This window comes from Hydrogenophaga sp. L310, assembly GCF_055703065.1.
This window is the reverse complement of the sequence record NZ_JBVPZA010000012.1, coordinates 1-25,025: the sequence shown is the minus strand read 5'-3', so window position 1 is coordinate 25,025 and position 25,025 is coordinate 1. Positions and strand designations below refer to the sequence as shown.

Annotated in this window: 21 protein-coding genes and 1 pseudogene; 9 read left to right on the top strand and 13 right to left on the bottom strand. The window is 60.9% G+C overall.

Annotated features, from left to right (window positions below; translation table 11 throughout):
- Positions 1 to 41: 41 nt before the first annotated feature.
- The 5 genes from rimM (at position 42) to AC0GNO_RS18190 (ending at position 4,000) form a co-directional block, all read left to right on the top strand.
- Positions 42 to 632 (top strand): ribosome maturation factor RimM, encoded by a 591-nt coding sequence (rimM, locus tag AC0GNO_RS18210; RefSeq protein WP_472904966.1) that lies wholly within the window; start codon positions 42 to 44, stop codon positions 630 to 632.
- Between the two features lie 265 nt (positions 633 to 897).
- Positions 898 to 1,674, top strand: a complete 777-nt coding sequence (trmD, locus tag AC0GNO_RS18205) for a tRNA (guanosine(37)-N1)-methyltransferase TrmD (protein ID WP_472889803.1) — start codon at positions 898 to 900, stop codon at positions 1,672 to 1,674.
- A 144-nt stretch (positions 1,675 to 1,818) separates the two neighbouring features.
- Positions 1,819 to 2,175, top strand: coding sequence for a 50S ribosomal protein L19 (gene rplS, locus AC0GNO_RS18200; RefSeq protein WP_177138265.1), 357 nt, complete (start codon positions 1,819 to 1,821; stop codon positions 2,173 to 2,175).
- Positions 2,176 to 2,291: 116 nt separating this feature from the next.
- Positions 2,292 to 2,975, top strand: coding sequence for a CoA pyrophosphatase (locus AC0GNO_RS18195; protein WP_472889804.1), 684 nt, complete (start codon positions 2,292 to 2,294; stop codon positions 2,973 to 2,975).
- An 89-nt stretch (positions 2,976 to 3,064) separates the two neighbouring features.
- Positions 3,065 to 4,000: a CobD/CbiB family protein gene (locus AC0GNO_RS18190; protein ID WP_472904965.1), complete on the top strand. Its 936-nt coding sequence runs from the start codon at positions 3,065 to 3,067 to the stop codon at positions 3,998 to 4,000.
- Between the two features lie 151 nt (positions 4,001 to 4,151).
- Here AC0GNO_RS18190 and rsgA read toward each other — a convergent pair whose 3' ends face one another.
- From rsgA to AC0GNO_RS18175, 3 genes are read right to left on the bottom strand one after another with little or no spacing between them, the layout of a single operon-like run.
- The gene (gene rsgA, locus AC0GNO_RS18185; protein WP_472889806.1) at positions 4,152 to 5,123 is read right to left on the bottom strand and encodes a ribosome small subunit-dependent GTPase A; all 972 of its coding nucleotides are present in this window, start codon (positions 5,121 to 5,123) and stop codon (positions 4,152 to 4,154) included.
- Positions 5,124 to 5,155: 32 nt separating this feature from the next.
- Positions 5,156 to 5,476 (bottom strand): 4a-hydroxytetrahydrobiopterin dehydratase, encoded by a 321-nt coding sequence (locus AC0GNO_RS18180; protein WP_472904964.1) that lies wholly within the window; start codon positions 5,474 to 5,476, stop codon positions 5,156 to 5,158.
- A gap of 24 nt (positions 5,477 to 5,500) precedes the next feature.
- Positions 5,501 to 6,775, bottom strand: coding sequence for a M48 family metallopeptidase (locus AC0GNO_RS18175; protein ID WP_472904963.1), 1,275 nt, complete (start codon positions 6,773 to 6,775; stop codon positions 5,501 to 5,503).
- Positions 6,776 to 6,877: 102 nt separating this feature from the next.
- Between AC0GNO_RS18175 and orn the strand changes: the two genes are divergently transcribed.
- From orn to AC0GNO_RS18160, 3 genes are all read left to right on the top strand, one after another.
- Positions 6,878 to 7,486, top strand: coding sequence for an oligoribonuclease (gene orn / locus AC0GNO_RS18170; RefSeq protein ID WP_472904962.1), 609 nt, complete (start codon positions 6,878 to 6,880; stop codon positions 7,484 to 7,486).
- Between the two features lie 113 nt (positions 7,487 to 7,599).
- Positions 7,600 to 9,186 carry an inorganic phosphate transporter gene (locus AC0GNO_RS18165; RefSeq protein WP_472889810.1) on the top strand — a complete coding sequence of 529 codons (1,587 nt, stop codon included), beginning with the start codon at positions 7,600 to 7,602 and terminating at the stop codon, positions 9,184 to 9,186.
- 360 nt (positions 9,187 to 9,546) lie between these two features.
- The gene (locus tag AC0GNO_RS18160; protein ID WP_472904961.1) at positions 9,547 to 11,439 is read left to right on the top strand and encodes a DEAD/DEAH box helicase; all 1,893 of its coding nucleotides are present in this window, start codon (positions 9,547 to 9,549) and stop codon (positions 11,437 to 11,439) included.
- A 582-nt stretch (positions 11,440 to 12,021) separates the two neighbouring features.
- Here the strand turns inward: AC0GNO_RS18160 and AC0GNO_RS18155 are convergent.
- The 10 genes from AC0GNO_RS18155 to AC0GNO_RS18110 form a co-directional block, all read right to left on the bottom strand.
- The gene (locus tag AC0GNO_RS18155) at positions 12,022 to 13,095 is read right to left on the bottom strand and encodes an IS110 family RNA-guided transposase (protein WP_472904960.1); all 1,074 of its coding nucleotides are present in this window, start codon (positions 13,093 to 13,095) and stop codon (positions 12,022 to 12,024) included.
- Positions 13,096 to 13,274: 179 nt separating this feature from the next.
- Positions 13,275 to 15,212, bottom strand: a complete 1,938-nt coding sequence (locus AC0GNO_RS18150; RefSeq protein WP_472904959.1) for a polysaccharide biosynthesis protein — start codon at positions 15,210 to 15,212, stop codon at positions 13,275 to 13,277.
- 26 nt (positions 15,213 to 15,238) lie between these two features.
- Positions 15,239 to 15,799 carry a sugar transferase gene (locus AC0GNO_RS18145; protein WP_472889813.1) on the bottom strand — a complete coding sequence of 187 codons (561 nt, stop codon included), beginning with the start codon at positions 15,797 to 15,799 and terminating at the stop codon, positions 15,239 to 15,241.
- Positions 15,783 to 16,730, bottom strand: coding sequence for a UDP-glucose 4-epimerase family protein (locus AC0GNO_RS18140; protein WP_472904958.1), 948 nt, complete (start codon positions 16,728 to 16,730; stop codon positions 15,783 to 15,785). The genes AC0GNO_RS18145 and AC0GNO_RS18140 overlap by 17 nt, the downstream gene beginning before the upstream one ends.
- A complete protein-coding gene (locus AC0GNO_RS18135) occupies positions 16,727 to 17,680 on the bottom strand; it encodes a glycosyltransferase family 2 protein (protein WP_472889815.1) in 954 nt (317 codons plus the stop codon). Before AC0GNO_RS18135 ends, AC0GNO_RS18140 begins: the two co-directional genes overlap by 4 nt.
- A 107-nt stretch (positions 17,681 to 17,787) precedes the next feature.
- Positions 17,788 to 19,689, bottom strand: coding sequence for a glycosyltransferase family 4 protein (locus tag AC0GNO_RS18130; RefSeq protein ID WP_472904957.1), 1,902 nt, complete (start codon positions 19,687 to 19,689; stop codon positions 17,788 to 17,790).
- The gene (locus AC0GNO_RS18125) at positions 19,656 to 20,537 is read right to left on the bottom strand and encodes a GDP-mannose 4,6-dehydratase (RefSeq protein ID WP_472904956.1); all 882 of its coding nucleotides are present in this window, start codon (positions 20,535 to 20,537) and stop codon (positions 19,656 to 19,658) included. Before AC0GNO_RS18125 ends, AC0GNO_RS18130 begins: the two co-directional genes overlap by 34 nt.
- A 162-nt stretch (positions 20,538 to 20,699) precedes the next feature.
- Positions 20,700 to 23,045: a hypothetical protein gene (locus AC0GNO_RS18120; RefSeq protein ID WP_472904955.1), complete on the bottom strand. Its 2,346-nt coding sequence runs from the start codon at positions 23,043 to 23,045 to the stop codon at positions 20,700 to 20,702.
- Positions 23,032 to 23,865, bottom strand: coding sequence for a hypothetical protein (locus AC0GNO_RS18115; RefSeq protein WP_472904954.1), 834 nt, complete (start codon positions 23,863 to 23,865; stop codon positions 23,032 to 23,034). The genes AC0GNO_RS18120 and AC0GNO_RS18115 overlap by 14 nt, the downstream gene beginning before the upstream one ends.
- 52 nt (positions 23,866 to 23,917) lie before the next feature.
- The gene (locus tag AC0GNO_RS18110) at positions 23,918 to 24,553 is read right to left on the bottom strand and encodes a class I SAM-dependent methyltransferase (RefSeq protein ID WP_472904953.1); all 636 of its coding nucleotides are present in this window, start codon (positions 24,551 to 24,553) and stop codon (positions 23,918 to 23,920) included.
- Positions 24,554 to 24,854: 301 nt separating this feature from the next.
- Between AC0GNO_RS18110 and AC0GNO_RS18105 the strand changes: the two are divergent.
- Positions 24,855 to 25,025: pseudogene (locus AC0GNO_RS18105) on the top strand (IS5/IS1182 family transposase); the annotation flags it as partial.

The window sequence follows — 25,025 nt, the reverse complement described above, 5'->3', positions numbered from 1 at the left end:
GGCCGGCCCTCACAGGGCTGGCCGGTTTGCCTCTTTCCTGCATGTCCAACAGCCTGTTCGTCACCGCGTCCCTGCCGGACGACGCCATCGAGCTGGGCCGCTTCCAGGACGCATGGGGCATCAAAGGCTGGGTCCGCATCCAGCCGCACAGTGCCGACACATCGGCACTGTTTGAATCGTCCGAATGGTTTCTCCAGCCGCCCGAAGCCCGCTTCGCGCGCGGCTTTTCGGCGTTTGCGGGCGGCGTCCGGGTGAAAGTGGCCGAGATCAAGGCCCACTCCGACGGCATCGTGGCCCGGATCGAAGGGCTGGACGACCGCAACGGCGCCGAAGCGCTCAAGGGCGTGCGCATCTATTTGCCGCGCAGTGCGTTTCCGGCCACGCCCGACGGCGAGTACTACTGGGTCGACCTGATCGGCCTCACCGTGGTCAACCGCGATGGCGTGCACCTGGGCGTGGTGCGCGACCTCATGCCCACCGGACCGAACTCGGTGCTGGTGATGGAATACACCGAAACGGTGGACGGTAAAGAGCAGACCGCCGAACGTTTGATCCCCTTCGTGGCTGCCTACATCGACGACGTCGATCTCAAAGCCCGCCGCATCACCGCCGACTGGGGTCTTGATTACTAGGAGCCCCCCCTGCGCCGCTGCGCGGCTTCCCCCCAGGGGGACAACGCCTTAGGCCCGGCGAAGCCGGTTCCTCGGCGTTTACTGGGTTGGACCTTGGCGCGCCGCCATCCCTAGGGCCGCAGAAACCTCGACAACTGAATTCACAGCACGCTCGCGAGCGAGGTGCCTTCCCCAGCGGGCGCCGAAGATCCGGCTTTGCCGGTCAAAGGGCGCCGTCCCCCTGGGGGGAAGCCGCGCAGCGGCGCAGGGGGGTGACAATACCGCCATGCGCTTTGACGTCATCACCCTGTTTCCCGAGCTGTTCGAGCCGTTTTTCAAGAGCGGCATCACCCGCCGCGCGTTCGAGTCGAAACAGGTGGATGTGCGTCTGTGGAATCCGCGCGATTTCGCCGAGGGCAACTACCGCCGCGTGGACGACCGGCCGTTTGGCGGTGGCCCTGGCATGGTCATGATGGCCGAGCCGCTCTGGCTGTGTCTGCAGGCCATCCGTGCCGACCGGGCCGAAACCGACGATGCACACGCGCCCGTGGTGCTGTTTTCCCCCATCGGCCAGCGCCTGGACCATGCGGGCGCGACACAGTGGGCCGCCAGCACCGGAGCGGTGCTGGTGTGTGGACGCTACGAGGGCATCGATCAGCGTTTCATCGACGCCTGTGTCGATCAGCAGATCAGCCTGGGCGACTTTGTGCTGTCGGGTGGCGAAATTGCTGCGCTGGCCTTGCTCGACGCGGTGGCGCGCCTCATGCCCGGCGTGCTGGGCGATGAAGGCAGCCACCAGCAGGACAGCTTCAACCCGGCGCTCGACGGCCTGCTCGACAGCCCGCACCACACCCGGCCCGAGGTCTGGAACGGCCCTCAAGGGCCGATGGCCGTGCCCGAGGTGTTGCAGGGCGGGCACCACGAACGCATCGCGCGTTACCGGCGCGAGCAGAGTCTGGCGCTCACTGCCCGCCTGCGGCCCGAGCTGCTGGAGCGGGCGAGGGCGGCTGGCCGCCTCAGCAAGGCTGACGAGTCTTTTCTGAGCCAGCCAAAAAGGCTATAATCCAAGGCTTTTCGATCCTCTGACCGGCCGCCATGACCGGGCCAGCCCGCAGCAAGCGCCGTTCGCCGGTGCCAGCTGGACAGGGCTTTTGCCGGATTCGTGGCCTTTAGTGCAGCGCGGGCATGATCGTGAAAACAGGAAACCATGAACCTCATCCAGACCCTTGAGCAAGAAGAAATTGCTCGCCTTGGCAAGACCATTCCCGCATTCGCGCCCGGCGACACCGTGATCGTCAGCGTCAACGTGATCGAAGGTACGCGCAAGCGCCTCCAGGCTTACGAAGGCGTGGTGATCGCCCGTCGCAACCGTGGCCTGAACTCCAACTTCATCGTGCGCAAGATCTCCAACGGTGAAGGCGTCGAGCGTACGTTCCCGCTGTACAGCCCGCTGATCGCCAAGATCGAAGTCAAGCGCCGTGGCGACGTGCGCCGTGCCAAGCTGTACTACCTGCGCGAGCGCAGCGGCAAGTCGGCACGTATCAAGGAAAAGCTGGGCGCTTGATCGGCGACTGCTTTCCTTCGCAAAATGCCGCTCCCTGGAGCGGCTTTTTTGTGCCCGCTGGGGCTGTTCCTGGCGGGACGGTCGGCAAGGGCCTTGTGTCCTATGCTCGGATCTCCATGTCTCAAACCTTGCCTGCTTTTGATCCGCGCCTGATCCCGGTGGTGCCCAGCGCATTCCGGGAGAACTTGCTGCCTGCACACGCCGATCACCTGACCGCGCAGGGTCTGCGTGACCGCTTTGCACGGCCGCCCGCCTGGACGCCCGAGTTGCGGCACGAGGTGAAGTTTGCCGACCGGATCCCAGCTCAGGCTGCGGTGCTGCTGCCACTGGTGATGCACGCGCGGCCGACCTTGTTGCTGACCCAGCGCACGGCACACCTGTCCACCCACTCGGGCCAGATTGCGTTTCCCGGCGGCAAGCTTGATGAAACGGACGCCGATGCCACGGCCGCGGCCTTGCGCGAGACCTTTGAGGAGATCGGCCTGCCGCCTGATCGGGTGGAGGTGCTGGGCAGCCTGCCGATCTATGTGACGGGCACCTCGTTCATCGTGACGCCTGTGGTGGGCCTGGTGCAGCCCGGCTTCACCCTGCAGCCCAATCCATACGAGGTGGACGATGTGTTTGAAGTGCCGCTCGATTTCCTCATGGACCCCGCGCACCACCGCCGGCATGCCTGGGAATGGGAGGGTGTGGTGCGCGAGTGGTACTCGATACCGTACCAGGACGGCGAGCACGAGCGGTTCATCTGGGGGGCCACGGCCGGCATGCTGCGCAATTTTTACCGCCTGCTCAGCGCCTGACAGGCCGTGCAGGGCGGGCCGCCCTTCTGAATGCCGCGCCCGCTGAGTGCCAGTCAACCGTACGCAGAACCTGACACTATCATTGCCCCATGAGTTTTTTCGCCATCCTGATTGCTTTCCTGCTGGAACAGACGCGCCCGCTCGCCTACGACAACCCGGTGCATGCGGGCTTGCGTGCCTGGGCGCGGCTGGTGCGCCGCAACCTCGATGCAGGGCAGAGTGCCCACGGCTGGCTGGCCTGGTTGCTGGCAGCAGGGATGCCGGCGCTTGTCGCCGGACTGGTGTACTGGGGACTCTGGACGTTCAGCACGGTGCTGGCGTTTGCGTGGCTGGTGGCGGTGCTGTACGTGATGGTCGGGTTCCGGCAGTTCAGCCACCACTTCACCGACATCCGCCAGGCGCTGGAGACCGGGAACGACACGGAAGCCCGCGAGAAGCTGGCCGCCTGGCTGCGGGTGGATGCGGCCAGCCTGCCGCGCGCCGAGTTGCTGCGCCAGGTCATCGAACACTCGGTGCTGGCGGCCCACCGCCATGTGTTTGGCGTGCTGGCCTGTTTTGTGGTTTTCTGGGTGCTGGGGCTGGGGCCGTCGGGGGCGGTGTTCTACCGCATGGCCGAATACCTGGCGCGCAACTGGCGCGCCCGGCCCGATGGCACCCCCAGTGTTGCCTTGCAGCAGGCGGCTGCCGTCGCATGGGCCTGGGTGGACTACCTGCCCGCGCGTGTGACCGCGCTGGGTTTCGCCATCGTGGGCAACTTCGAAGAGGCGGTGGCCAGCTGGCGCGATGAGTCCGATCGCTTTGCGCACGGGAACGATGGCGTGTTGCTGGCAGCCACGTCGGGCGCGCTCGGTGTGCGGCTGGCGCAGCTCGCGGAGGTTGAAGGCGTGGTTGAATCCGTGGAGGGCAGTTCCAGGGCCGAACCGCAGATCGCCCACCTGGCGAGCGCCGTGGGGCTGGTCTGGCGCAGCGTGGTGCTGTGGATGCTGCTGCTGGCCTTGCTGACGCTGGCCCGCTTGATTGGATGAGCTGTTGGGCGAGCTACAGTTTCATCTCGAAACTGCGCGATTTGCACTGAATGACATGGTCCAACCGGGGACACCGCCGGGCCGGCTTTGCCGGGCGGCTGGTGTCGCCACCGTGAGGGGGTAGCGCGAAGCGCTGCGGGGGCGGTCCTTCTCAATAGCTGCGGCGGGCGGAGAGTTCGGCGAACAGTTCGCCATAGATCCGGTAGCGGTTGTCCCCGATGCTTTTTTCCTTGCTCGCGCCGCCTGCGTCTTCGGCGCCCATCACCTGATCGCGCACCGCGCAGCCTGGCTCGTGCAGGTGCGTGCAGTTGTAGAAGCGGCAGTGGCCCAGCGTGGCGCGCAGGTCGGGCATGAGGTGCGCGAGCTGCATCGGTTCAATGTGGTTGAGACCGAATTCCTGAAACCCCGGAGAGTCGATCAGGGCAGTGCAACGCGTCTCGTCCACCCAGTACCAGGTGGTGCTGGTGGTGGTGTGTTTGCCGGAGTTGAGCGCGCGCGAGATTTCACCGGTCAGCGCCTTGGCGTGTGGCACGAGCCGGTTCACCAGCGTGCTTTTGCCGACGCCTGAAGGACCGAGCACCAGGGTGGTCTTGCCCGCCAGGCGTTGCTCCAGCTCAATCAGGCCTTGTTCGGTTTCGGCGGCGGTCTGGCCCTTGAGACGCAGGGGCAGAACATCGCAGCCCATGCGGCGGTAGCTCTCCAGCCGCTCCCACGCCTGGTCGAAGGCGGGTTGCAGATCGCTCTTGTTGAGCACGATCAGCACCGGAATGCCCTCGGCTTCGGCGGCGATCAGCGAGCGCGCGAGCTGGCGCTCTGAAAACTCGGGGTCGGCGGCGATCAACACCAGGATCTGGTCGAGGTTGGCGGCAAACGACTTGGTACGCATCTCGTCCTGACGGTAGAACAGGTTGCGCCGCGGTTCCACGCGTTCGATGCTGCCCTCGTCACCGGTGGCCTGCCAGGCCACCCGGTCGCCGACCACCACGGCATTTTTCTTGCCCCGGGGATGGCAGATGCCCCGTGTGCCATCGGGGCTCTCCACCAGGCAATGCCGTCCGAAGGCGGCGACCACCAGGCCGGGCTGCAGCGCGTCGGCTGCGGGGGTGGCGGGGTGTTTGCTCAAGGCGTGGTTCCGTTGGCAGGCAGGAGATGCATTCAGTCTTTCAGCAGCAGGTCGACCGCGGCGGCGCAGAAAAAGTCACTCACCGAGATGCCGCCCACGTCGTGCGTGTTGAAGCGCACGGTGCAACGGGAAAAGCTGACGGTGAGATCCGGGTGGTGGTCTTCCCGATGGGCGATCCAGGCCACGGCGTTGACGAAGGCCATGGTGTCGTGGAAATTGGGAAAGACGTAATCCTTCTCCAGCGCTCCGTCGATCAGTTTCCAGCCCTGGGCGGCGTCGCCATTGAGCTGGGTGAGCTGGGTCACGACCGCAGTGGCGGACAGGGCTTGCCGGTTCTGGTGGATGGGGTTCATGGGCTTTGGGGGCATCAACGCGGATCAGGCCGGGGTGCCGGTGGCGCGCAGGCGGGCGATGCGTTCGCTGGCGGGCGGATGGGAGTAGTAGAAACGCGCGAACACGGGGTCGGGCGTGAGGGTGCTCGCGTTGTCCTTGTAGAGCTTGAGCAGCGCACTGGCGAGGTCCTGGCCATTGGTCTGTGCCATGGCGTAGGCGTCGGCCTCAAACTCGTGGCTACGCGACAAACGCGCCATCAGCGGTGACAGGAAATAGGTGAACAGCGGCACCACCATCATGAATAGCAGCAGTGCGAGGGCGTTGTTGGGCGCATCCAGCGACGGCATGACCCCCAGGCCGGTGTAGAACCAGATCTGGCCCGACACCCAGCCCAGCAGGGCAAAACCCAGCAGGCTCAGGGCGAACATGAGTACGATGCGTTGGAGGATGTGGCGGCGTTTGTAGTGACCCAGTTCGTGGGCGAGCACGGCGTCGATCTCGGCCGGGTTGAGCTGCTGCAGCAGGGTGTCAAAGAACACCACGCGCTTGGCGGCACCAAAACCGGTAAAGTAGGCGTTGGCGTGGGCACTGCGCTTGCTGCCGTCCATGACGAACAGTCCCTTGGCGGCAAAGCCGCAGCGTTGCATGAGCGCGTTGACCCGCGTCTTGAGGGTTTCGTCCTGCAGCGGTTCGAACTTGTTGAACAGCGGGGCGATGAGGGTGGGGTAGAGCACCAGCGCCAGCAGGTTGAAGGCCATCCAGACACCCCAGGCCCACACCCACCAGCTCGCGCCCGCAGCACCCATGAGCCACAGCACCAGCGCGGCGATGGGCAGGCCCACGAGCGCACCCACCAGGGCCCCCTTGAGCAGGTCACCCAGCCAGAGCGAGAGCGTCATCTTGTTGAAGCCGAAGCGCTCCTCGATGCGGAAGGTGGACCACCAGGCGAATGGCAGCCCGATCAGGCCACCGATCAAAGAAAACGCCGCCAGCAGGGTGAGCTGTTGCACCATGCCGCCACCGAGCGCCGCGAGCAGGGTCTGGTTCAGCCAGTCGAGTCCGCCCAGCAGCGTCCAGCCCAGCAACACAGCGGCTTCCAGGGCTGTGTCCAACAGGCCGAAACGGGCTTTGGTGATGGTGTAGTCGGCCGCTTTCTGGTGGGCTTCGGGTGTGATGGTCTGGGCAAATGCGGCCGGTACGGTGGCGCGGTGCCGGGCCACGTGCCGGATCTGCCGGCTGGCCAGCACGGTGCGCGTGATCAGACCGGCCACGAGCAGGGCGCAGAAAACGAGGGAAAGCATCAGGGCGGGGGATTCCATGAGGGGGAGTCTATCCAACACCGCATGCACATGGTGCCGGGAGGGATGGCCCGGACGGGCTCGCTGGCGGGGCGGACAGGCCAATCGGTGAAAATCGGCAGCATGACCGAACACACCACCCCTTCGTTGCCGGCCGCAGAACTTGCCGTGCCGAGCGATACCCCCCTCCTGACCAAGAGTGACCAGAATCTGGTCTGGCTCGATTGCGAGATGAGCGGTCTCGACCCCGAAAAAGAGCGCCTGCTGGAGATTGCGGTCGTTATCACCGGGCCGCAGCTCACACCGCGCGTGGAGGGGCCGGTGCTCGTGATCCACCAGAGCGATGCGGTGCTGAACGCCATGGACAACTGGAACAAGGGAACCCATGGCAAGAGCGGCCTGATCGACAAGGTGCGAGCCAGCACCGTGGATGAGGAGCAGGCGCAGGCCGAACTGCTGGCCTTCATCGCCCGCTACGTGCCCAAAAACGGCTCGCCCATGTGCGGCAACACCATCAGTCAGGACCGCCGTTTTCTGGTGAAGTACATGCCGAAGCTGGAAGCGTATTTCCACTACCGCTGTCTGGACGTGAGCACGCTCAAGGAGCTCGCCAAGCGCTGGCGACCTGAGGTTTACAACAGCTTCAAGAAACACCAGAGGCACACCGCGCTGGCCGATGTGCACGAATCGATCGACGAGCTGGAGCACTATCGCTCGCATTTCCTGCGGTGATTCAGCGCCGATGGCCCATTCCGCAGGACGGGCCACAGCGCTTCGACAGGCGCACGCCGCGTTCAAAGCTGTCAGTGCAACATGTCAAAATCGTGTCATTCACGAGAGCTTTCATGACAAAAAAATCCCGCTCAAGGTTCGTCGCCCGTCACATGGACGTGTTGCAACTGGGTTCCGCTATCGGTTTTCTGCTTTTGGTGGGGCTTTATGCGTCGCTCACCGGCGCGAACGTGCTGGGTCTGTCCAGCACCGCGGTCTGGCTGCTGATCATTTCTGCCGTGGTCGGCGGTTACATGGCCATGAACATCGGCGCCAACGACGTGGCCAACAACATGGGTCCGGCCGTGGGCTCGGGCGCCATGACCATGGGCTGGGCGATCATCATCGCCGCAGTCTTTGAAGCCTTGGGAGCGATCGTGGCCGGTGGCGAGGTGGTGGGCACCATCAAGGGCGGCATCATCGACAGCCAGCAGATCACCAACGCGACACTGTTTGCCTGGGTGATGTTTGCCGCCTTGCTGGCCGGTGCGCTCTGGCTGAACCTGGCCACAGCGATCGGGGCGCCGGTGTCGACCACGCATTCCATCATTGGCGCGGTCATGGGCGCGGGCATTGCGGCCGGGGGATGGGGTCTGGTCAACTGGGCGACCATCGGTTCGATCGTGGTGAGCTGGGTGGTGTCGCCCTTGATGGGCGGTGCCATCGCCGCCGCCTTCCTCTATGTGATCAAGCGCAGCATCACCTACCGCAACGAAATGACCGAGGCGGCCACCCGCACGGTGCCATGGCTCATCGCGGTGATGGCCTGGGCTTTTGCCACCTACATGCTGCTCAAGGGCTTGGGACAATTGGTGAAGGTGGACTTCTGGGTGTCGGTGCTTGCTGGTGCACTTTTTGGCGTTGTTGCGTGGGCGCTGGTGCGAAAACCGATCGCGCGCACGGCCATGCGACTGGACAACAGCAAGGAAGGTGTCAATCGTTTGTTCACCTGGCCCCTGGTGTGCTCGGCGGCGCTGTTGAGTTTTGCGCACGGCGCCAACGACGTGGCGAACGCGGTCGGTCCGCTGGCGGCGATCTATGAAGCGGTGAAGTCGGGGGCCATTGCCACCAAGGCCGCGACGCCGATGTGGGTCATGCTGCTGGGGGCGCTCGGGCTGGCGGTGGGCTTGACGCTCTATGGTGCCAAGCTGATCCGCACCGTGGGCAAGGAGATCACCGAACTGGACAACATGCGGGCCTATTCCATCGCGATGGCCGCCACGTTGACCGTCATCATGGCCTCGCAGCTGGGCATGCCGGTCTCGACCACCCACATCACCATCGGCGCCGTGTTCGGCGTGGGCTTCCTGCGCGAGTTGCTCAAGGTCAACTACGCCAAGATGGAATCGGTGGTCTTCGCCGGGCACACGGGTGAAGACCGGGCCGAGGTCGAAGCCTATCTGCAGCGTTTCGAGACGGCCGAAGTGCAGGAGAAAAAGCGCATGCTGGCCGACATGAAGCGCCGCGCGAAGCTCCACGAAGCGGCCGAAGGCGCCGTATTCGCCAAGAAGGAGCAGAAGGCGCTGAAGAAGGTTTACAAGAAGGAGCTGGTCAAACGCTCTGCGGTGCTGCGGATCGTGGCCGCCTGGATCATCACCGTGCCCGCTACCGCTGTGCTGGCGGCCATCCTGTTTCATGTCGTCTCTGCAGTGCTGGGTTGATGTTTTGAATATTCTCTAGGGTTTTCCCTGAAAATCTGCCATAATCGCAGGCTGCGCAGGAAACTGCGTTGATTTGTGCATCTGCCTCACACACAAAGCCTCCCGATTCTTGTGCTGTCTGCCCCTTCTCTGGAAGGGGATCAGCCAGCCCGCCACGGTTCAAGCCGCTGGCGTTGCGGATGAGGCCATTCGCTCCCGGTGTCTCCTGCTTTTGAGCTGGGCACCGAGCGCGTTGACCGTTTGATGGTTGATGTTTTGTAACCACGAACGGATCAAGCGCCCAGGAGCGCCCGCCCATGAGGCGGGCATCTTCCTTGTGCTTTATTCGATCAATTGCGCTGTATCTGCGCAAGGACGAACATGAGCGACTCTTTTGAAGCCCGCGGCGATTTCTCGCCCGAAATCCTTTCCACCGAATCCGACCACCTGCTGGATCTGGCCGTTGAGCTGGACACCCCTGAAGTGCCCGCAGAACCCAATGGCTTCGAGCTGCTGGGTCTGGCGCCCGAGCTGGTGCAGGCCTGTGCCGACCTCGGCTACGTGCAGCCCACACAGGTGCAGAACAATGTGGTGCCCAAAGCCATGCTCGGCGAAGGCGAAAAGCGTTTTGCCGACCTGATGGTTTCCAGCCAGACCGGCAGCGGCAAGACCGCCGCCTTCCTGCTGCCCGTGCTGCACACCTTGCTGCAACAACAGGCCCAGGCCGAAGCCAATGAAAAAGCCGAGTTTGATCAGAGCGTTGCCGATGCCCTGGCACGCGGCGAAGTGGCTCCGAAGCGCGCCAAGCGCAAGGACCCGACCAACCCGCGCAACTTCAAGGCCGCCACCCCAGGCGCCCTGATCCTGTGCCCGACGCGCGAACTCGCCCAGCAGGTGGCCAACGACGCCATCGACCTGGTGCGCCATTGCCGTGGTCTGCGCATCGCCAACGTGGTGGGCGGCATGCCTTACCAGTTGCAGATCGCCAAGCTGCAGAACGCCGACCTCGTGGTCGCCACGCCCGGCCGCCTGCTGGACCTGCAGCGCTCGCAGCAGATCAAGCTCGACCAGGTGCAGTTCCTGGTGGTCGACGAAGCCGACCGCATGCTGGACCTCGGCTTTGCCGACGACCTGGCCGATGTCAACGACATGACCAGCCAGCGCCGCCAGACCATGATGTTCAGCGCCACGTTCGCGCCACGCATCCAGCAGCTCGCCATGCGCGTCATGCACGATGGCGGCAAGCACGTGCAGAAGATCCAGATCGACAGCCCACAGGAACAACACGCCAACATCAAGCAGGTGCTGTTCTGGGCCGACAACGCCGACCACAAGCGCAAGCTGCTGGACCACTGGCTGCGTGACACCGGTATCAACCAGGCGATCGTGTTCTGCAGCACGCAGATCGAATGTGATGGTCTGGCCACCGACTTGCAACAGTCCAACTTTGCGGCCGTGGCCCTGCATGGTGCCCTGAGCCAGGGCATCCGCAACCGCCGCCTGATGGCATTGCGCGGCGGTCAGGTGCAGATCCTGGTGGCCACCGATGTCGCTGCACGCGGTATCGACGTGCCCACCATCACCCACGTGTTCAACTTTGGTCTTCCCATGAAGGCCGAGGACTACACCCACCGCATCGGTCGCACCGGCCGTGCCGGTCGTGACGGCCTGGCCGTGACCTTTGCCGAGCTGCGTGATCGCCGCAAGATCGGCGACATCGAAGCCTTCACGCGCCAGCGCATCGCCGTGGAAACCGTCACCGGCCTGGAGCCGCGCCAGCGTGCGCCGATGGCCGAGCCCTTCGGTCGCGGCGGCCCTGGCCGCCCGGCGGGTCGTGGTGGCAACGAGCGTTACGCCGAGCGCCGTGGTCCTGCTCGTGGCCCGCGCTTTGAAGGTCGCAGCGACGCCCCGCGTTTTGAAGGCCGTGGTGATGCACCGCGCTTCGAAGGCCGTGGTGAGCAAGGCCGTTTCGATAACCGAGCCGAACCCGCGCGTTTTGATAACCGCGGTGGCCCGCGTCCTGAAGGTCGTTTCGACAACCGTTCGGACAGCCGTCCGGCCGCTCCGAGCCGTGGTTTTGCCGATCGTGGTGCCCCGGTGCGTCCGGCTGGCAAACCCGGTGGCTTTGGCAGCTTCGGCCGCAGCGACGCTGGCGGCGACCGCTTCAGCGACCGTGGCAACTCCGAACGCGCTGCCATGCGTGGTGGCGAATTCGCCCCACGCCGCAGCGAAGGCGGCACGGCACGTCCGGTGGCGCGTCGTCAGCCCCGCTGATCTATTCGGGATAGCCAATAAAAAGGCTGGGGTCGCAAGACCCCAGCCTTTTTTTCGTACTTCGCAGCCCAAGCCTTCAAGGGTGGGATGGTCGCACGTACATGAACGCCCCCTATGCCAGCCGTTGCTTCTTCACGAGCACCTTGCCATGCTCGTCGATTCCGTGGACCTGGAACACGTTCTGCGCCAGGGCGATGCCATCAGTCGTAAGCTTCATGGTGGACGCCCCTTCTCGGTACAAGTGGTTGATCAATGTCTCCACTTTGGCTACAGGGGACTTCCTACGCCGTCAATGAGGTGTTCTGGACATATTTGTTCTGGGTGATGATTTCTTGCCTGGCAACGCGACTCGGGTGACTTGGAACGAGGAACAGACTGCACATCTACAGGCGGGCTTGTTGCACGAGCCGTGCGGCCCCAGATACGAACCGCGCAGTAGGGCTCCATTCACATCTCGTGGTGCCAGCGGCCCACGGCCAAAGTGTCGAGCTTGCCTACTGCCGGTCTGACCTGCTCAAAGCATCTTCGAGTTCACGTCTGGCAAGGAAAGAGGTTCGAGTTCGAGTCGGCTTTTCACATGCTCTACGGTGTGGCTGCCGCCACGATGGCTGAAGGATGAACGCTTACGTGATGGGCGTCATAGCGTTCGTTCTTGGTCATGACGGCCCAAAGAATGCGGGCATTTTTGTTAGCCAATGCCACCACGGCCTTCTGCCATCCGCATCGCTCTCGAAGGCGCTGCGCCCACTGCGAGATGGGATCGTCGTGGCGTTTGCTAACCAACACGGCGGACTTGGCTCCCTGGATCAACAGGTTACGCAAATAGGGACTGCCACGTTTTGTGATGCTGCCTAGACTGATCTTTCCGCCGCTCGAATTCTGTTTCGGCGTCAGCCCAAGCCAGGCGCCAAATTGGGCGCCGTTCTTGAACTGCTTGAAATCTCCCACTGCCGCTACCACGGCCGAAGCCGTGACAGGACCGATTCCCTTGAGATCAGCTACTCGTTGAACCTGTTCATCGTCTCTGAGATGTGCGGCAATACGCTGGTCGCACCATTCAATGTGGGCTTCGATTTCCTTCCAGTGCTCTTGCGCCCTCTGCAACACCAGGCGAGCTACCCCGGCGATGTCATTGCTGGCATCCTCGATCAATCCGCCCAAGTGTTGGCGCAGCACCGCTGGGCTTTGGGGCAACACGAGACCGAACTCGGCCAGCAGGCCGCGGATCCGGTTGATGCAAGCTGTGCGCTCTTCCTTGAGACCCTCGCGCAGCCGGTGTACGCACAACATACCCTGCTGAGCCAGTGTCTTGGGTGGCACGAACTTCATGTGCGGTCGCGAAGCCGCTTCACAAACTGCCGCTGCGTCATTGGCATCGTTCTTGCCGCTGGTGCCTTGCAGTCGGTACGGGGCAACGAACTGGGCGGCGATCATGCGAGCATCGAGATCAAGCGCCTTCAGTTTGCGGCACCAGTGATGAGCACCGCTGCAAGCCTCCATCGCGACAAGGCAGCCCTGGGGCAGATCGACGCACCAGGCTATGAACCTTTCGCGTTTGAGCACCCGGGTGCTTACCACCTTGCCGGTCTCATCTACGGCATGCACCTGAATAAGATTCTTGGCCAAATCAACGCCGACACGTGCAATCTTGCTCATGGGACTTCTCCTTTCAAAGGTTGCAGATTCACTTCCAAGCAACGTCAATCTTGGCACTCGATGCCGTTACCCGAAAGTGGGAAGTCCCTTCGTATTCACGTCGATGCCGTTATGGGTGGGGGCGTTCATCCCATTGCTTGCGTTGGATGACCGCTTACGAAGAAACGCCTAGGGAGGGGCTACACGCTGTAGCGCAAACGGCTTTCCGGACCAGCAGAGTCGACGTCGATTGGGCGTGGCTTGTAGCCCGACACAAGGCGCACAAGCATCGCCTTGATGACTTCAGTGTCATTGCTGTCCAGCGCGCGTTCCAGATTCACCAGCTCGGTTTTCAGCTGCGACCAGGCCAGAAATTCTTCGTGAGCCTTCATGATCCGCGGGTGCGAGGTGGGCCGCGGGTCATTTCCGATCAACAACTCTTCAAACAGCTTTTCGCCCGGCCGCAGGCCAGTGATTTCAATCTCGATATCGCCATCGGGATTTTCCTCACTGCGCAGTGTGAGCCCCGACAATTCGATCATGCGCGCGGCGAGATCGTAAATTTTCACTCGGTCACCCATGTCCAGAACGAACACGTCTCCCCCTTTGGCCATGGCGCCAGCCTGGATGACCAACTGGGCAGCTTCGGGAATCGTCATGAAGTAGCGGGTGATCTCGGGGTGTGTCAATGTGATAGGTCCACCATCGCGAATCTGTCGCCTGAACCTTGGAACAACAGAGCCCGAGGACCCCAACACGTTGCCGAATCGAACCATGGAAAATCGGGTGTCGGGCGCGTTGGCTGACAGCGCTTGCAGGGCCATTTCAGCCAATCTCTTGCTCGCACCCATGATGTTGGTGGGACGCACCGCTTTGTCGGTACTTATCAGCACAAAGTCTTTCACACCCACCTCGGCTGCCACCTGAGCCGTCACCAATGTCCCCAGCGTGTTGTTCCGAATGCCCTCGATCGGGTTGTGTTCTACCAAAGGGACGTGCTTGTACGCAGCAGCGTGATACACGGTCTCCGGCCGCCAGCTGGACATGATTTCGCGCATGCGCGTCGTGTCGCGGACCGATGCCAGCAATGGAACCAGCAGAATTTCGTCGCTGGAACCAAGTTTCCCCTGCAATTCCTGGTGAATTTCATAGAGAGCAAACTCACTCTGGTCCACGAGCACCAGTGTGATGGGCGCGACAGCCAGGATCTGACGGCACAACTCACTGCCGATGGAGCCGCCGGCACCCGTGATCAGCACAACCTTGCCTTTGATATTCTTGCCCAGCAAGATGTGGTTTGGGGTGACGGGCTCTCTGCCCAGAAGATCGTCAATATCAAGCTCGCGCAGGTCGGAGGTGCTCACCATTCCTCGCGCCAACTCGCTGACCGCTGGCAGGGTCCGAACCTGCACGTGGGCCTTCAACATTCCCTCAATCATCTCGTTGCGGCGTTGACGACTGATAGACGGAATCGCTAGCAGCACGGTGCTCACCTCGAGAGTGGCCACAAGTCCGGGTAGATCTGTTGGACAGTAGATAGAGAGCCCGTTGAGCACATGGCCGTGCAGTCGGTCATCATCGTCAAGGAACCCCACCACGCGCATTTCATGGCTGTTGGACATGGCTGCAGCCAGTTGCCGGCCAGCGTTCCCCGCTCCGTAGATCAGCACCTTAGGCAAGTTTGCTAACCTTAGCTGGTTTTGATACATGCCACCCAGCCAGAAGCGAGCGAGCAAACGGGATGCCCCCACAAACACGAGCAGCAAGAGCGGTTGGATCAACCCAATGGTTCTGGGGACGCCAGGAACCCCGATCACGGTAAAGACCGTTCCATACAGCAGGCCATAAATTGCAACCGCTTTACAGACTGTCATCAGTGCAGACAAACCCGAGTAGCGGAAGATGGCGCGATAGAGCCCATGGACAATGAACATGGGCAGGGCAAAGGCAAGAGCAGCTATTGCCGCGCTCCATGGCTGCCACATGGGATCCCCATAGAACTTGACCCACTCGCCAAGTCGCAAGTAGTAAGCGAGCCAGACAGTCAGCATGCACAGAGATGCATCAACCAAAAGCACGATCAAGCGCTTCGCCGATCTCGGCATCACAAGAATAGGCACCGCAAGGCGGTTCAGCATGGCAGCGTTCCGATTCAGTTGGAGAGTCAGTGGGAGACACCCACTCGGCGCAAGACGCGCCACGCAGTCATAGTCATGATTTTCAGATCAAACCAGAAGGACCGCCTTTGCAGATACTCAGCGTCGAATTGTACTTTTTGAGGAATGGGCAGCTCATCGCGGCCATTCACCTGTGCCCAGCCGGTCAGGCCTGGCACCAGTTTGTGCACGCCCTGCTTGGTCCGAAGTTCGATGAGATCGTACTGGTTGAACAACGCGGGACGGGGGCCTACAAAGCTCATATCTCCCAGCAGGATGCTCCACAGTTGGGGCAGCTCATCAAGACTGCTTTTGCGCAGAAACCGCCCGATCGGGGTGACGTACTGCTCCGGTTGCTCCAGCAAATGGGTGGCCACAGCAGGGGTGTCCGTTCTCATGGATCGGAACTTGGGCATCTGAAAAATGCGATTGTCATACCCGACGCGGGCGCTCCAGTAGATCGCGGGGCCTCGGGAGTTAAGCCGGATGAGGCTGGCAATGACCAATATGGGCAACACCAACACGACACTCAGCATAAGGGACAGGATCAGATCAAACAGTCGCTTCATTCGGGAAGTCTTCAATGGTCCGGACAAGCTCTTCCTGGACGGAATGGGGTGGATGCCAGTCCAAGGTACGCAGAGTGTGCTGGATGTCCAGCTGAAGTGACTCCGTGAGGCGGCTGATCTGTTGTCCCCTTCCAGTGACCTGTCCCAGAAAATTGAGCAACCAGAGTGGAGCCGGCACCATCCGCGCAGGGCGGTTCATCGCGGCAGCGATGTGCTTGACAAGATCGGCGATGGACAGATCTCGACCATCTGAGACCAGGAAGGTCTGCCCTGAAGCCTTGGGGTGTTCAAGACAATGAGCGATAAGGTCGGTCAAGTTCCCCAGCCCGATCAGAGAGCGGCGGTTTGGAATCGACCCGAAAGGCAGAGGCCAGCCTTTTGAGACCCATTCGACCAGGGCTCGAAAATTGGCTCCCACGCCGGGGCCATACACCAACGGGGGCCGAACGATCACCACTTCCAGGCCGGCATGTCGTGCCACGGACCACAAGGCCCGTTCCGCCTCCAGTTTGGATCTTGCGTAGGCATCATGCGGGTTCGCTGGGCTGGTATGGGTGAATGGCTGCCCGGGTAGCGTGGACTCTCCCATGACCTTCACCGTGCTCAAGTACACCAGCCGTTTCACACCAGCATATGCGGCCTGTTCCGCGAGACGGCGAGTGCCCTCGGCATTGACCGCGTTGAAGGCTGCGTCTGGATTCGGGTGTTCTTCAGCCATCACATGCACCCTGGCAGCACAGTGAACGACACAGGACACACCACGGAGAGCCGAACGCCAGTCGGTGTCTGGACCCATGTCACCGAGCACCACATGGTCGCCAGGAATCGATGTCTGTCGTCGGGTGAGGGCACGTACCGCACGACCATCGGATTGGAGCCGCTCGACCAAGGCCCGGCCAACAAAACCGGAAGCGCCAGTAACCGCAATCATGGTTGCCGGATGTCCCGATTCTCCAGTGCGAGGGTGCGAACTTCTTCAATCAGCTTCCGGTTGGCCGAGAGCAGGTCGGCAACGAAAGCAATCAGAATGGTTTGAAAACCAACCACCATGAGCGAACTGGCCAGGATCAATGACTGCACATGGCCTTCATAGCCAAAATCGGTGCTCAGCCACTTGTACAGAAAGCGCAGACCAACCAGGAAGCCTACCGCGAACAGGACAAGGCCAATGGATCCGAAGAATCGGAAAGGCCGGTAGATGATGAACACCCGAACGATCGTGACGATACTGCGGCGGATATACGAGGAGATACTCTTGACCAAGCGAGACGGGCGTAGATCACCATTGACGCGGATTGGGACTGAGGTGATGGCCATGTTCTTCTGACCAGCCTGGATGATGGTTTCCAGCGTGTAGGTGTAGTCGCTGAACACCATAAGGCGGCGGGCTGCAGCCCGACTCATGGCGCGGAATCCGCTGGGAGCATCTGGAATGTCCGTCTTGCTGGCTACACGAACGACCCAACTGCCCAGTTTTTGCAGCAACTTCTTGACAGGGCTGAAGTGTTCGATGGCCTGAATCGGGCGCGCACCCACGACGATGTCGGCCCTGCCTTCCACGATAGGCTGGGTCAGCAGAGGAATGTCATCGGCGTTGTATTGATTGTCAGCATCGGTGTTGACAATCACATCAGCCCCGTGCTCAAGGCAGGCCTGAAGGCCGTTCATGAATCCGCGTGCCAGGCCCTGATTGCGCGTGTGGCGCACCACATGGTCCACACCGTGTGCCAGCGCAACTTTGACCGTATCGTCCGTACTGCCGTCGTCGATGATCAGCCACTCAACCTTGTCGAAACCGGGCACATCCCGCGGGAGTGCAGACAGGGCAATGCCAAGCGTCTCGGCCTCGTTGTAGCAGGGGATCTGGATGATGAGTTTCAAGTTTCTCTCCGGTCTCGGTGGCACTGATATGCCAACACACCTGATGTAGGTAACGTTCTAGTTTAAGGGGTGCGGAGATCAAAGACCGAACCTCCCGTCATGCGTGTCTACATCACCCCTATGGCCCTGAGGCGCTCGGCATAAAGCCTCGCCACCGCTTCAATGCTGTGGTGTTCCCGTATGTATGCCTGCCCAAGCAGGGCCATCGCTGCAGTACCTTCCGGATCGTCCATGCAGCGCTTCATGGCGTCTGCTGCCAGATCAATGTCCGGGTCCATCCACGACTGGCCCTCATGGTCCGCGTAGTCACCCTTTTTCAAGCTGATCATCGGGCCATCCACCACGTACGCCGTACCCTCGTGTGCAAAGTCGACGCTGCCCGAATAGTTGGTTGAAATCACCGGTTTGCCCATCAGCATGCACTCGGCCACCACCCGACCGAAACCCTCTGACCGGTGAAGGGACACGAACACGTCAGCGCAGTTGAGCAAAGCCAGCATGTCATCACGGCTGAGAAACGTGTCGATAATCACGATCCGGTCATCCAGACCAGCCAGGCGTATCAACTCCTGGTGTTCAGGTACCTCCGGGCGTGAGTTCATCATCTTCACAATCAGCTGGACGCCACGCTCAGTCTTGGGAAAGGCTTTTTGGAAGGCGCGTACAGCTGCCAGCGGGTTCTTGCGCTGGTACCAGGCGTTGCAATCGAATACCGACAAGAAGGCAAACGCTTCGGTGGGGAGCCTGAAATCCTGGCGATGCTTGGGCATGAACGATGGGATCTCGACAGCGGACGGTATGTAAGTGACGGGTTTGTCTGTAGCCTGGCTGAACATCTCCTGAAGAAAACGGGACTGTGCCCAGATCTCATCGGGCATGGCCATCATGCCTTTCCAGTGTGTTGGCCACTTGGGCAGTTCCCATTGCCACCCGCAGATGTTGTATCGCCCGTGCAGCACCCCTGATTGCTGCAAAAAATGCAGCCGCAACGTATCTACGGCCGGCAGCGTGATCAGGTTGAAGCGGTAGGCAGGCTCTGGCTGCATGTGCTGGTCGATCCAGCCACTCTGCCGGTGGGCCACTGCCAGAGGAATGGGGGGTTCATAGACGCAAGGCTTCAGCCCGGCCTGGATCAACACGCGCGTGGCCATGCGTGCGTCTTCGCCTACACCGAACTGACCGGTTGCAAACCCCACGACGTTGATGCCGTTGGCCTCGGCGGTTCCAATATCAGGTGGCGGGGTGTATTCCAGAGATTGACCGATCCGAGGTGCGGAGTGAAGTGCGGCCAAGAGCCCATCTCCAGACTCCTTCCAGCATGCGTCGAAGGCGAGGCGGTCTCCCTCCAGCAACGGTTGCAGGCGGTCGGGCAGATGGGTGTACAGCGCAGGCAACAACTCGGCCAGCTTAGATAGATGGGCCAGTCTCCCTGCATGTTGTTGACAAGGCCTTTGCAATTGGGCCAGCTCTTCGGGCGTGAACGCCAGATGTCGGTATTCCTTGCTTCCCAGCGTCAGGCGCCAGTGCAACATTCGAATGCGCCCCAAGCGGCTGTGGCATTCGAAGTCGCCCATATCGGGGCGGACATTCAGGATGGCAACCAATCCTAGCGAGAAAGGCAACGGTCCATCCTGATCGGTCTGGGCATCCGGTTCAAAAAGAACAGGCGGAAATTCGCTGCGCGGCCAGACGATGTCAGGGCAATGTTGCCGCAGCGGTGATTCCCAATAAGCCACAGCATTGGCATAGCCCCGCCTAGAGTTCATGTTGATGCCTCTGGCATCGTCCAGGTCGGGCCACAAGGTGTTGAGCTGGGTCAAAAAATACGGGGCCAGCTCACCGCAGGGAGTTTCAGTCGGCTCATACAGCCAGGCCAATTCATCCGCCCATGGCCAGGCAGGAGCTGTCAGAGGTTCTTTGTGATCGGGTGGCGCTTTGCGAAGCAGACGGTGGAGCCAAGTTGAGATCATTGCAATCACGCGCTTTGAAGAGGGCTGGGTTGCTGCCATTGCCCGAGCATGAGAGATAGGCATTGCTCCAGCGAATAATTCGGCAGTGTGCCCAGACAGCGTTTCAGCTTCGTGGGGTCGCCACAGAGACGGTGGACCTCGTTGGATCGAACGAAGTTTGGGTTGACTCGAATTTCGGGCCGATGATCCGTCAGCTGGGTGAGTCGCTCCAGCACCGAATGCAAACTGTATGGATGGCCTGAGCACACGTTGTAGGTCTGGCCGGGTTCACCTGCATCCAGCAGCCGGAGATACGCTTCTGTGACCATGCGCACATCGTTGAACTCGCGTTCCACATGCAGATTGCCCAGCTCGATGACCGGCGCCCTGCGCGCAAAATGATCCACGAGCTTAGGAATCAGGAAGCTGGGCGACTGCCCGGGTCCGGTGTAATTGAAAGGTCGAGCGATGACAACGGGCAGGCGGTCAGTGTAGGTGAGGGCCATGTGCTCCATGGCCAGTTTGCTGGCGGCGTAATGGTTCACGGGTGCTGGTGCCTGCTCTTCGGAGATGGGCGAGCGTTCGCAGTTACCGTACACGTTGGCGCTGCTCGCGATCAGCACCCTAGGCTGCACGGCCGAAGCCGTCTCGGCAACAAGGCACTGCAGCAGGTTGGTGGTGCCCACCGTGTTGACCGCGTAGAACGCGGCATTGTCGGCATGGCCGACAAACGCAATCCCCGCCAGGTGCACCACCGCGTCGGCTTCAGCGCGGGCGACTTCGGCTGCAAGGGCGGGTCTGTCGGTGAGATCGGCGGTGAGCGGCACTACTTCGTGGCCCGCCGCCTCGGCGCGGACACGAAAGTGGTGACCGGTGAAGCCGGCCGAGCCGGTCAGAAGGATGCGCATTGTCTTTGATGGGCCACGATGGGAATGTTGAGGATGAAGGGCTTGTGCAATTAATTAGGCAAGGTCTTGAACCAGTTTTCTCTTGACCAATCTGGCCATGAGAAAATTGGCTCAATTGGCAGCGATTATATCATCTGGGTCGCGACAGCTGGGGTCGCTTGTTTACTTGGTTGGTACTGTCAAAGGTTTTTCATGCAAACTCAATGAAGTCAATCCTAGAGAAATTTTTCGGGAGTCGGTGGATATTCCAAGATCTGCGGGTGATTTGATTGTCTTGAATCGAAAGGTTAATAAAATCCACGGTTCTATTTGCCCTGTTGAATGGATCAGTGAATCGCGAGGGATGGTGATGGATTTGATGGAGGGATTGGCATCGTTTGGTAGTCTATAGTCCAGTTGCCCGATCTTTCGATCACCAAGGAAGACGTCGACCTGCTGTTCTGGATGTTTTTCAGGAACGAGAAACGCATGTCCCTCCAGCAGCAGTTCAAGATCGCCGCGGGGTTGCCCTGCGATGTTCAATACCACTTGTGCAACTTCCCCCTCGGACCATTGGCCCCAGGGCTCTGGCCCTGACCAACCGTCCACAAGAAACGAATGCATTGCCAGCGAATTGGCACCGAGTTTCACGGGCCTCTGGCATGGAGACACCGTGCACTCGGTCGAGAGGACCTTGCCTACCAACGTGTCTGTCGGCCATTTGACGTATTCCTGTTTGAGGCGAATGGTCACGTGGTTGGTGCCATGGGTAATGTCAAATAGAGATGAGTTTCGAATGAATGCGATGGAATGTTCTATTTCTGTCTTGAATGTGTTGGCTGGAGGCCATTTGTGCGCTGCCCAAAGCATGTCAAAGTAAGGGAATACCACTGCATCGGCTTCCCGTTCTACCAGCAACAACGCAGCGCGGCTGGCGAACTGGGGATCGATCTGACCCATGGAAAAACCGCTCATCCAGCGGGGCCAATGTTCTCTGGCGCTTTCCAGGTTCTTGTCCCCGCCAATGTTGAAACTGACAATGTTCAAGCGGGCTGCGAGGTAGTTGACCAGGAAATCGTTGCGCCAGGGAAGGAACGCCACACGTTCCCCTTTGTGCAGCACTGTGCGCATGTCGTCTACCAGATCGGCCTCGATTTGATAGAACATTGAGCGGTACGACGTATAGGCAGGCCATTTTTTGGACAGATCGGGTAGGTTGAGCAGGATGACTACACCCATCAACGAGGCCGCCAGCACCTTGGTACCTCGGCTGTTGTGTGTGGAGAGCGCCAGCAGCAACAATCCCCAGGCGCCAAAGACACCGAGTGCTGTCCAGCGATAGCTGGCCCGCATGTTGTTGAAACCAGGTATTTTTTTTGACAGCACTCCCGAGCCGGTGGGCACCAACGCAGCTTCAGCTGGCATGAGCTGACCCTGAGCAAGTCCCTCCGTTTTCACTGAGTTGAATTTAATGGAAGGCCCCATGGCCATGTAAAAACCAAAACCCGCCACCAGCATCAGCCCCAAAGCTGCTCTCTGTACGCGCACCATTCGCCATGCTGCCCAGATGCCTCCAACAACCACAGGGATGGAGAAGGTTGTAATCCAGACTGAGGCATCACCAAAATACTGTTGATTGGAACGGGCGATGCTCCATCCCAAGATGTCAGGCAGCCAGTGCATGCCCATCGTAGGCCGAGCGAAAAACGTCAGATCGGCACCCCAGCCACGGAAAAAGTCCAGTGGTGCAGCCGAATAGACCGATTTGCCCATGAAGGCTCCATACAGCAAATAGGCCGCCAACAGACTGAGCACATGCAGTGGCAGTACCACCGCGTTGAGACGCCTTCGCCCAACTGGATTGGTCCTCAGCCACCACCAACCACCGAGCAGGCTGGCACCCACTGCAAAAAACATGAAGCTGTAGCCGTCCATGAACACGGCCAATATGCACACCAGCGGGTAGATCAGTTTCCACAAGCCTTGTTTGCGAACCGGTTCACCGTCGGCCGGCCCACAGTGCTCCAGCAACTTCAGCGAGCTGAGGAAATACATGGGCAGCAAGGCAATGCCGATGGACAGCATGGAATAGCCTGCGTGTGCCCACGTGACGGGCATGCTCATCCACCCCAGCGCCGCCAGCACCGCTAGGGCGGGCCTGACAGAAAAGTGCCGGGCCATGGCGTAGGCCGACCCCATGGCCAGCGTCATCCAACTGGCCACCATGGCGCTGTAGGCATCGGGTGGTTGCAGGCCCAACTGGATATAGAGGGCGGTCAGCCAAGCGCCGGGCAAACCGAATGCCATGGCTGCGGGCTCGGGGGCGCCGAAATTGGTCGCGTACACCGTCCACAGTGACTGGTTGACGAACGACTGGGAAAACCCGGTGGACCATACTGCCTGGCCCAGCGTGGGGGACAGCAGAAACGGCACGGCGCCATGTATCACCAGCATGAGACACCAGGCACCGAGCGCTAACAATGGCGTCAGGGTCCAATGAATGGCGCGTGAGTGCTCAGACATGGCCATGGGTTTTCGTCCTGATGGAAAGTGCGTACAGGTAAAACAACAGATCGCCCGAGGCCGTCACCACTCGCCCCAGGACCACTGCCACGAGCAGGTCTGCTGGCGCGAACAACCCGCCCAGCAGGAGCAACAACACGGCTTCGCGCACGCCCACTCCCGCGGGTGCCCCTGGGGTGACCAAGCCCGCCAGCCACGCCAGCACATAGGCGCCACACACGGCGGGCAGCGCTGAATAGGACACAGCCGCCGATGTGTGATCGCTCATCAGGAGCACCGCAATGAAGACGGTGCCCGACATCATCAGAAAGCCCGCTTGCCAACCCATGGCCAGGGCAAGTGGCTTGGCACCGAGGCGGCGGAGTGCCGCATATCCGAACGCCAGCAACGATGCCCACAAAACGGTGGCGGTGGTTGCTGACATCTGGGACCAACCCAGCGGGGTTGCGAGCGCACCGTACAGAAGACCCAGCAAGGCCAGCATGGCCAGTTCCCACAGGGCCGACTGTGCCAGCGGACGGGCCGCCATGCCCGCAGACATGCCCAGCGCCTGCCGTCCCGCCAGATGAAAAATGTTGCCTGGGATGTACTTGTTGATCTGCGACACACCGTAGGTCTTCAGCGTCCACGGCCATGGCGCCTGGAGCTCGAAATATTTCAGCAGTTGCCACCAAGCCCTGGCCAACAAGGCATTGGAGGCGCCGTACCCCACCACCAAAAGGGCCAGCCCGGCCCAAGAGGCGGCTCCGAAATGCGTGATGTCTATCTGGGCCGAGTGGTCTGCGATCTTCAGGACTACAAAAGCCGCCCCGGCCAACGCCAGCAAGGTGCTGGCGGTGTGAACCCAGCGTTTGAGGTGAGGGCGATGGATCACCCGCCTAGTCTTTCACCCGACACAGCAACATGGTCCAGGGCAGCGGGGTCTTGACCGCGATCACCTCAAAGTAGCGTTTGGCAAGTTCGGTGAACTGGCGGGTGGACCAGTGTTGCAAGTGGCCCGGTGTGTTCCCCCAGTGTCGCAGGTAGGCGCCACGCGCCATGTTCATGGCACACCAGATCGGTTCACGCGGCACCGTCAGAACGACGTGGCGACTGGCCACTCTCTGGATAGCGGCCAAACCGGCCAAGGGATCGGTCAGGTGCTCCAGCACCTCGCTGCAAACGATCAGATCGGCGCTGTCTGTGTCCGGCGCAATGTCGTAGATGCTGCGCACGGAGAAGATACTTGGGTCCAACTGGGCGCTGACGGCGTTGTCCCGGGCCATGGCGATGACCTTCTCGGAAAAATCGCTGCCCCGGGCGGCAATGCCTTGTTGGGCCCACTCCAGCACCCAGTGACCCTCTCCGCAGCCCAATTCATGGACGTTGGCCGGAGCGGCTTGCGAGACCAGATCGGCCAAGCCGTTGTTGAACCCGCGCATGATTTCGCGCACCAAGGGGTTCCGGGACTCGTATTTGTCGAACACATTGCCGACGATCACCCCGTTCTCTTGCAAGCCATGCGAAATTTTCAAACTTGGTCCCCTCCGTTGAATGGCTGAGAATCTAACGAAGCATCAGTATGCGCGATTGACGCATTTCTTAATGGGATGGGCATTATTCTATTTCCTACGGTGACTGTTCAGTCAAATCGTTTTGAGATGTCAATAATTTTAAGGCGTGACGCGTTCGATGCCATTTTCAGCTATTAAATTTACGCCATGCACGGTTACTGTGTCGGTTGATTGTACATGCAGCCTGATTTCTAAGGATTGTGTTCAAAACCCCGTGCAGTCCCCGATGGTCTGAAGGTGCGAGGCGAGGAACAATGGCGTCATGAAGAAACAAGCGGAACTGGGACTGAACCTGAGCACGAGGCGCACGCGCAAGGCTGTGTTCCTCGACGAGATGGAGCTGGTGGTGCCGTGGCGCGAACTCATTGCGCTGATTGCAGCGGCCGCGCCGGTTGCCAGCACGGGGCGCCCACCATTTGCACACGAGACCATG

Excerpts from the sequence above, each read along its gene's own strand:
- rimM (WP_472904966.1), top strand. The coding sequence starts at position 42 with ATGTCCAACAGCCTGTTCGTCACCGCGTCCCTGCCGGACGACGCCATC.
- trmD (WP_472889803.1), top strand. The coding sequence starts at position 898 with ATGCGCTTTGACGTCATCACCCTGTTTCCCGAGCTGTTCGAGCCGTTT.
- rplS (WP_177138265.1), top strand. The coding sequence starts at position 1,819 with ATGAACCTCATCCAGACCCTTGAGCAAGAAGAAATTGCTCGCCTTGGC.
- AC0GNO_RS18195 (WP_472889804.1), top strand. The coding sequence starts at position 2,292 with ATGTCTCAAACCTTGCCTGCTTTTGATCCGCGCCTGATCCCGGTGGTG.
- AC0GNO_RS18190 (WP_472904965.1), top strand. The coding sequence starts at position 3,065 with ATGAGTTTTTTCGCCATCCTGATTGCTTTCCTGCTGGAACAGACGCGC.
- AC0GNO_RS18180 (WP_472904964.1), bottom strand. The coding sequence starts at position 5,476 with ATGAACCCCATCCACCAGAACCGGCAAGCCCTGTCCGCCACTGCGGTC.
- AC0GNO_RS18175 (WP_472904963.1), bottom strand. The coding sequence starts at position 6,775 with ATGGAATCCCCCGCCCTGATGCTTTCCCTCGTTTTCTGCGCCCTGCTC.
- orn (WP_472904962.1), top strand. The coding sequence starts at position 6,878 with ATGACCGAACACACCACCCCTTCGTTGCCGGCCGCAGAACTTGCCGTG.
- AC0GNO_RS18165 (WP_472889810.1), top strand. The coding sequence starts at position 7,600 with ATGACAAAAAAATCCCGCTCAAGGTTCGTCGCCCGTCACATGGACGTG.
- AC0GNO_RS18160 (WP_472904961.1), top strand. The coding sequence starts at position 9,547 with ATGAGCGACTCTTTTGAAGCCCGCGGCGATTTCTCGCCCGAAATCCTT.
- AC0GNO_RS18155 (WP_472904960.1), bottom strand. The coding sequence starts at position 13,095 with ATGAGCAAGATTGCACGTGTCGGCGTTGATTTGGCCAAGAATCTTATT.
- AC0GNO_RS18150 (WP_472904959.1), bottom strand. The coding sequence starts at position 15,212 with ATGCTGAACCGCCTTGCGGTGCCTATTCTTGTGATGCCGAGATCGGCG.
- AC0GNO_RS18145 (WP_472889813.1), bottom strand. The coding sequence starts at position 15,799 with ATGAAGCGACTGTTTGATCTGATCCTGTCCCTTATGCTGAGTGTCGTG.
- AC0GNO_RS18140 (WP_472904958.1), bottom strand. The coding sequence starts at position 16,730 with ATGATTGCGGTTACTGGCGCTTCCGGTTTTGTTGGCCGGGCCTTGGTC.
- AC0GNO_RS18130 (WP_472904957.1), bottom strand. The coding sequence starts at position 19,689 with ATGGCAGCAACCCAGCCCTCTTCAAAGCGCGTGATTGCAATGATCTCA.
- AC0GNO_RS18125 (WP_472904956.1), bottom strand. The coding sequence starts at position 20,537 with ATGCGCATCCTTCTGACCGGCTCGGCCGGCTTCACCGGTCACCACTTT.
- AC0GNO_RS18120 (WP_472904955.1), bottom strand. The coding sequence starts at position 23,045 with ATGGCCATGTCTGAGCACTCACGCGCCATTCATTGGACCCTGACGCCA.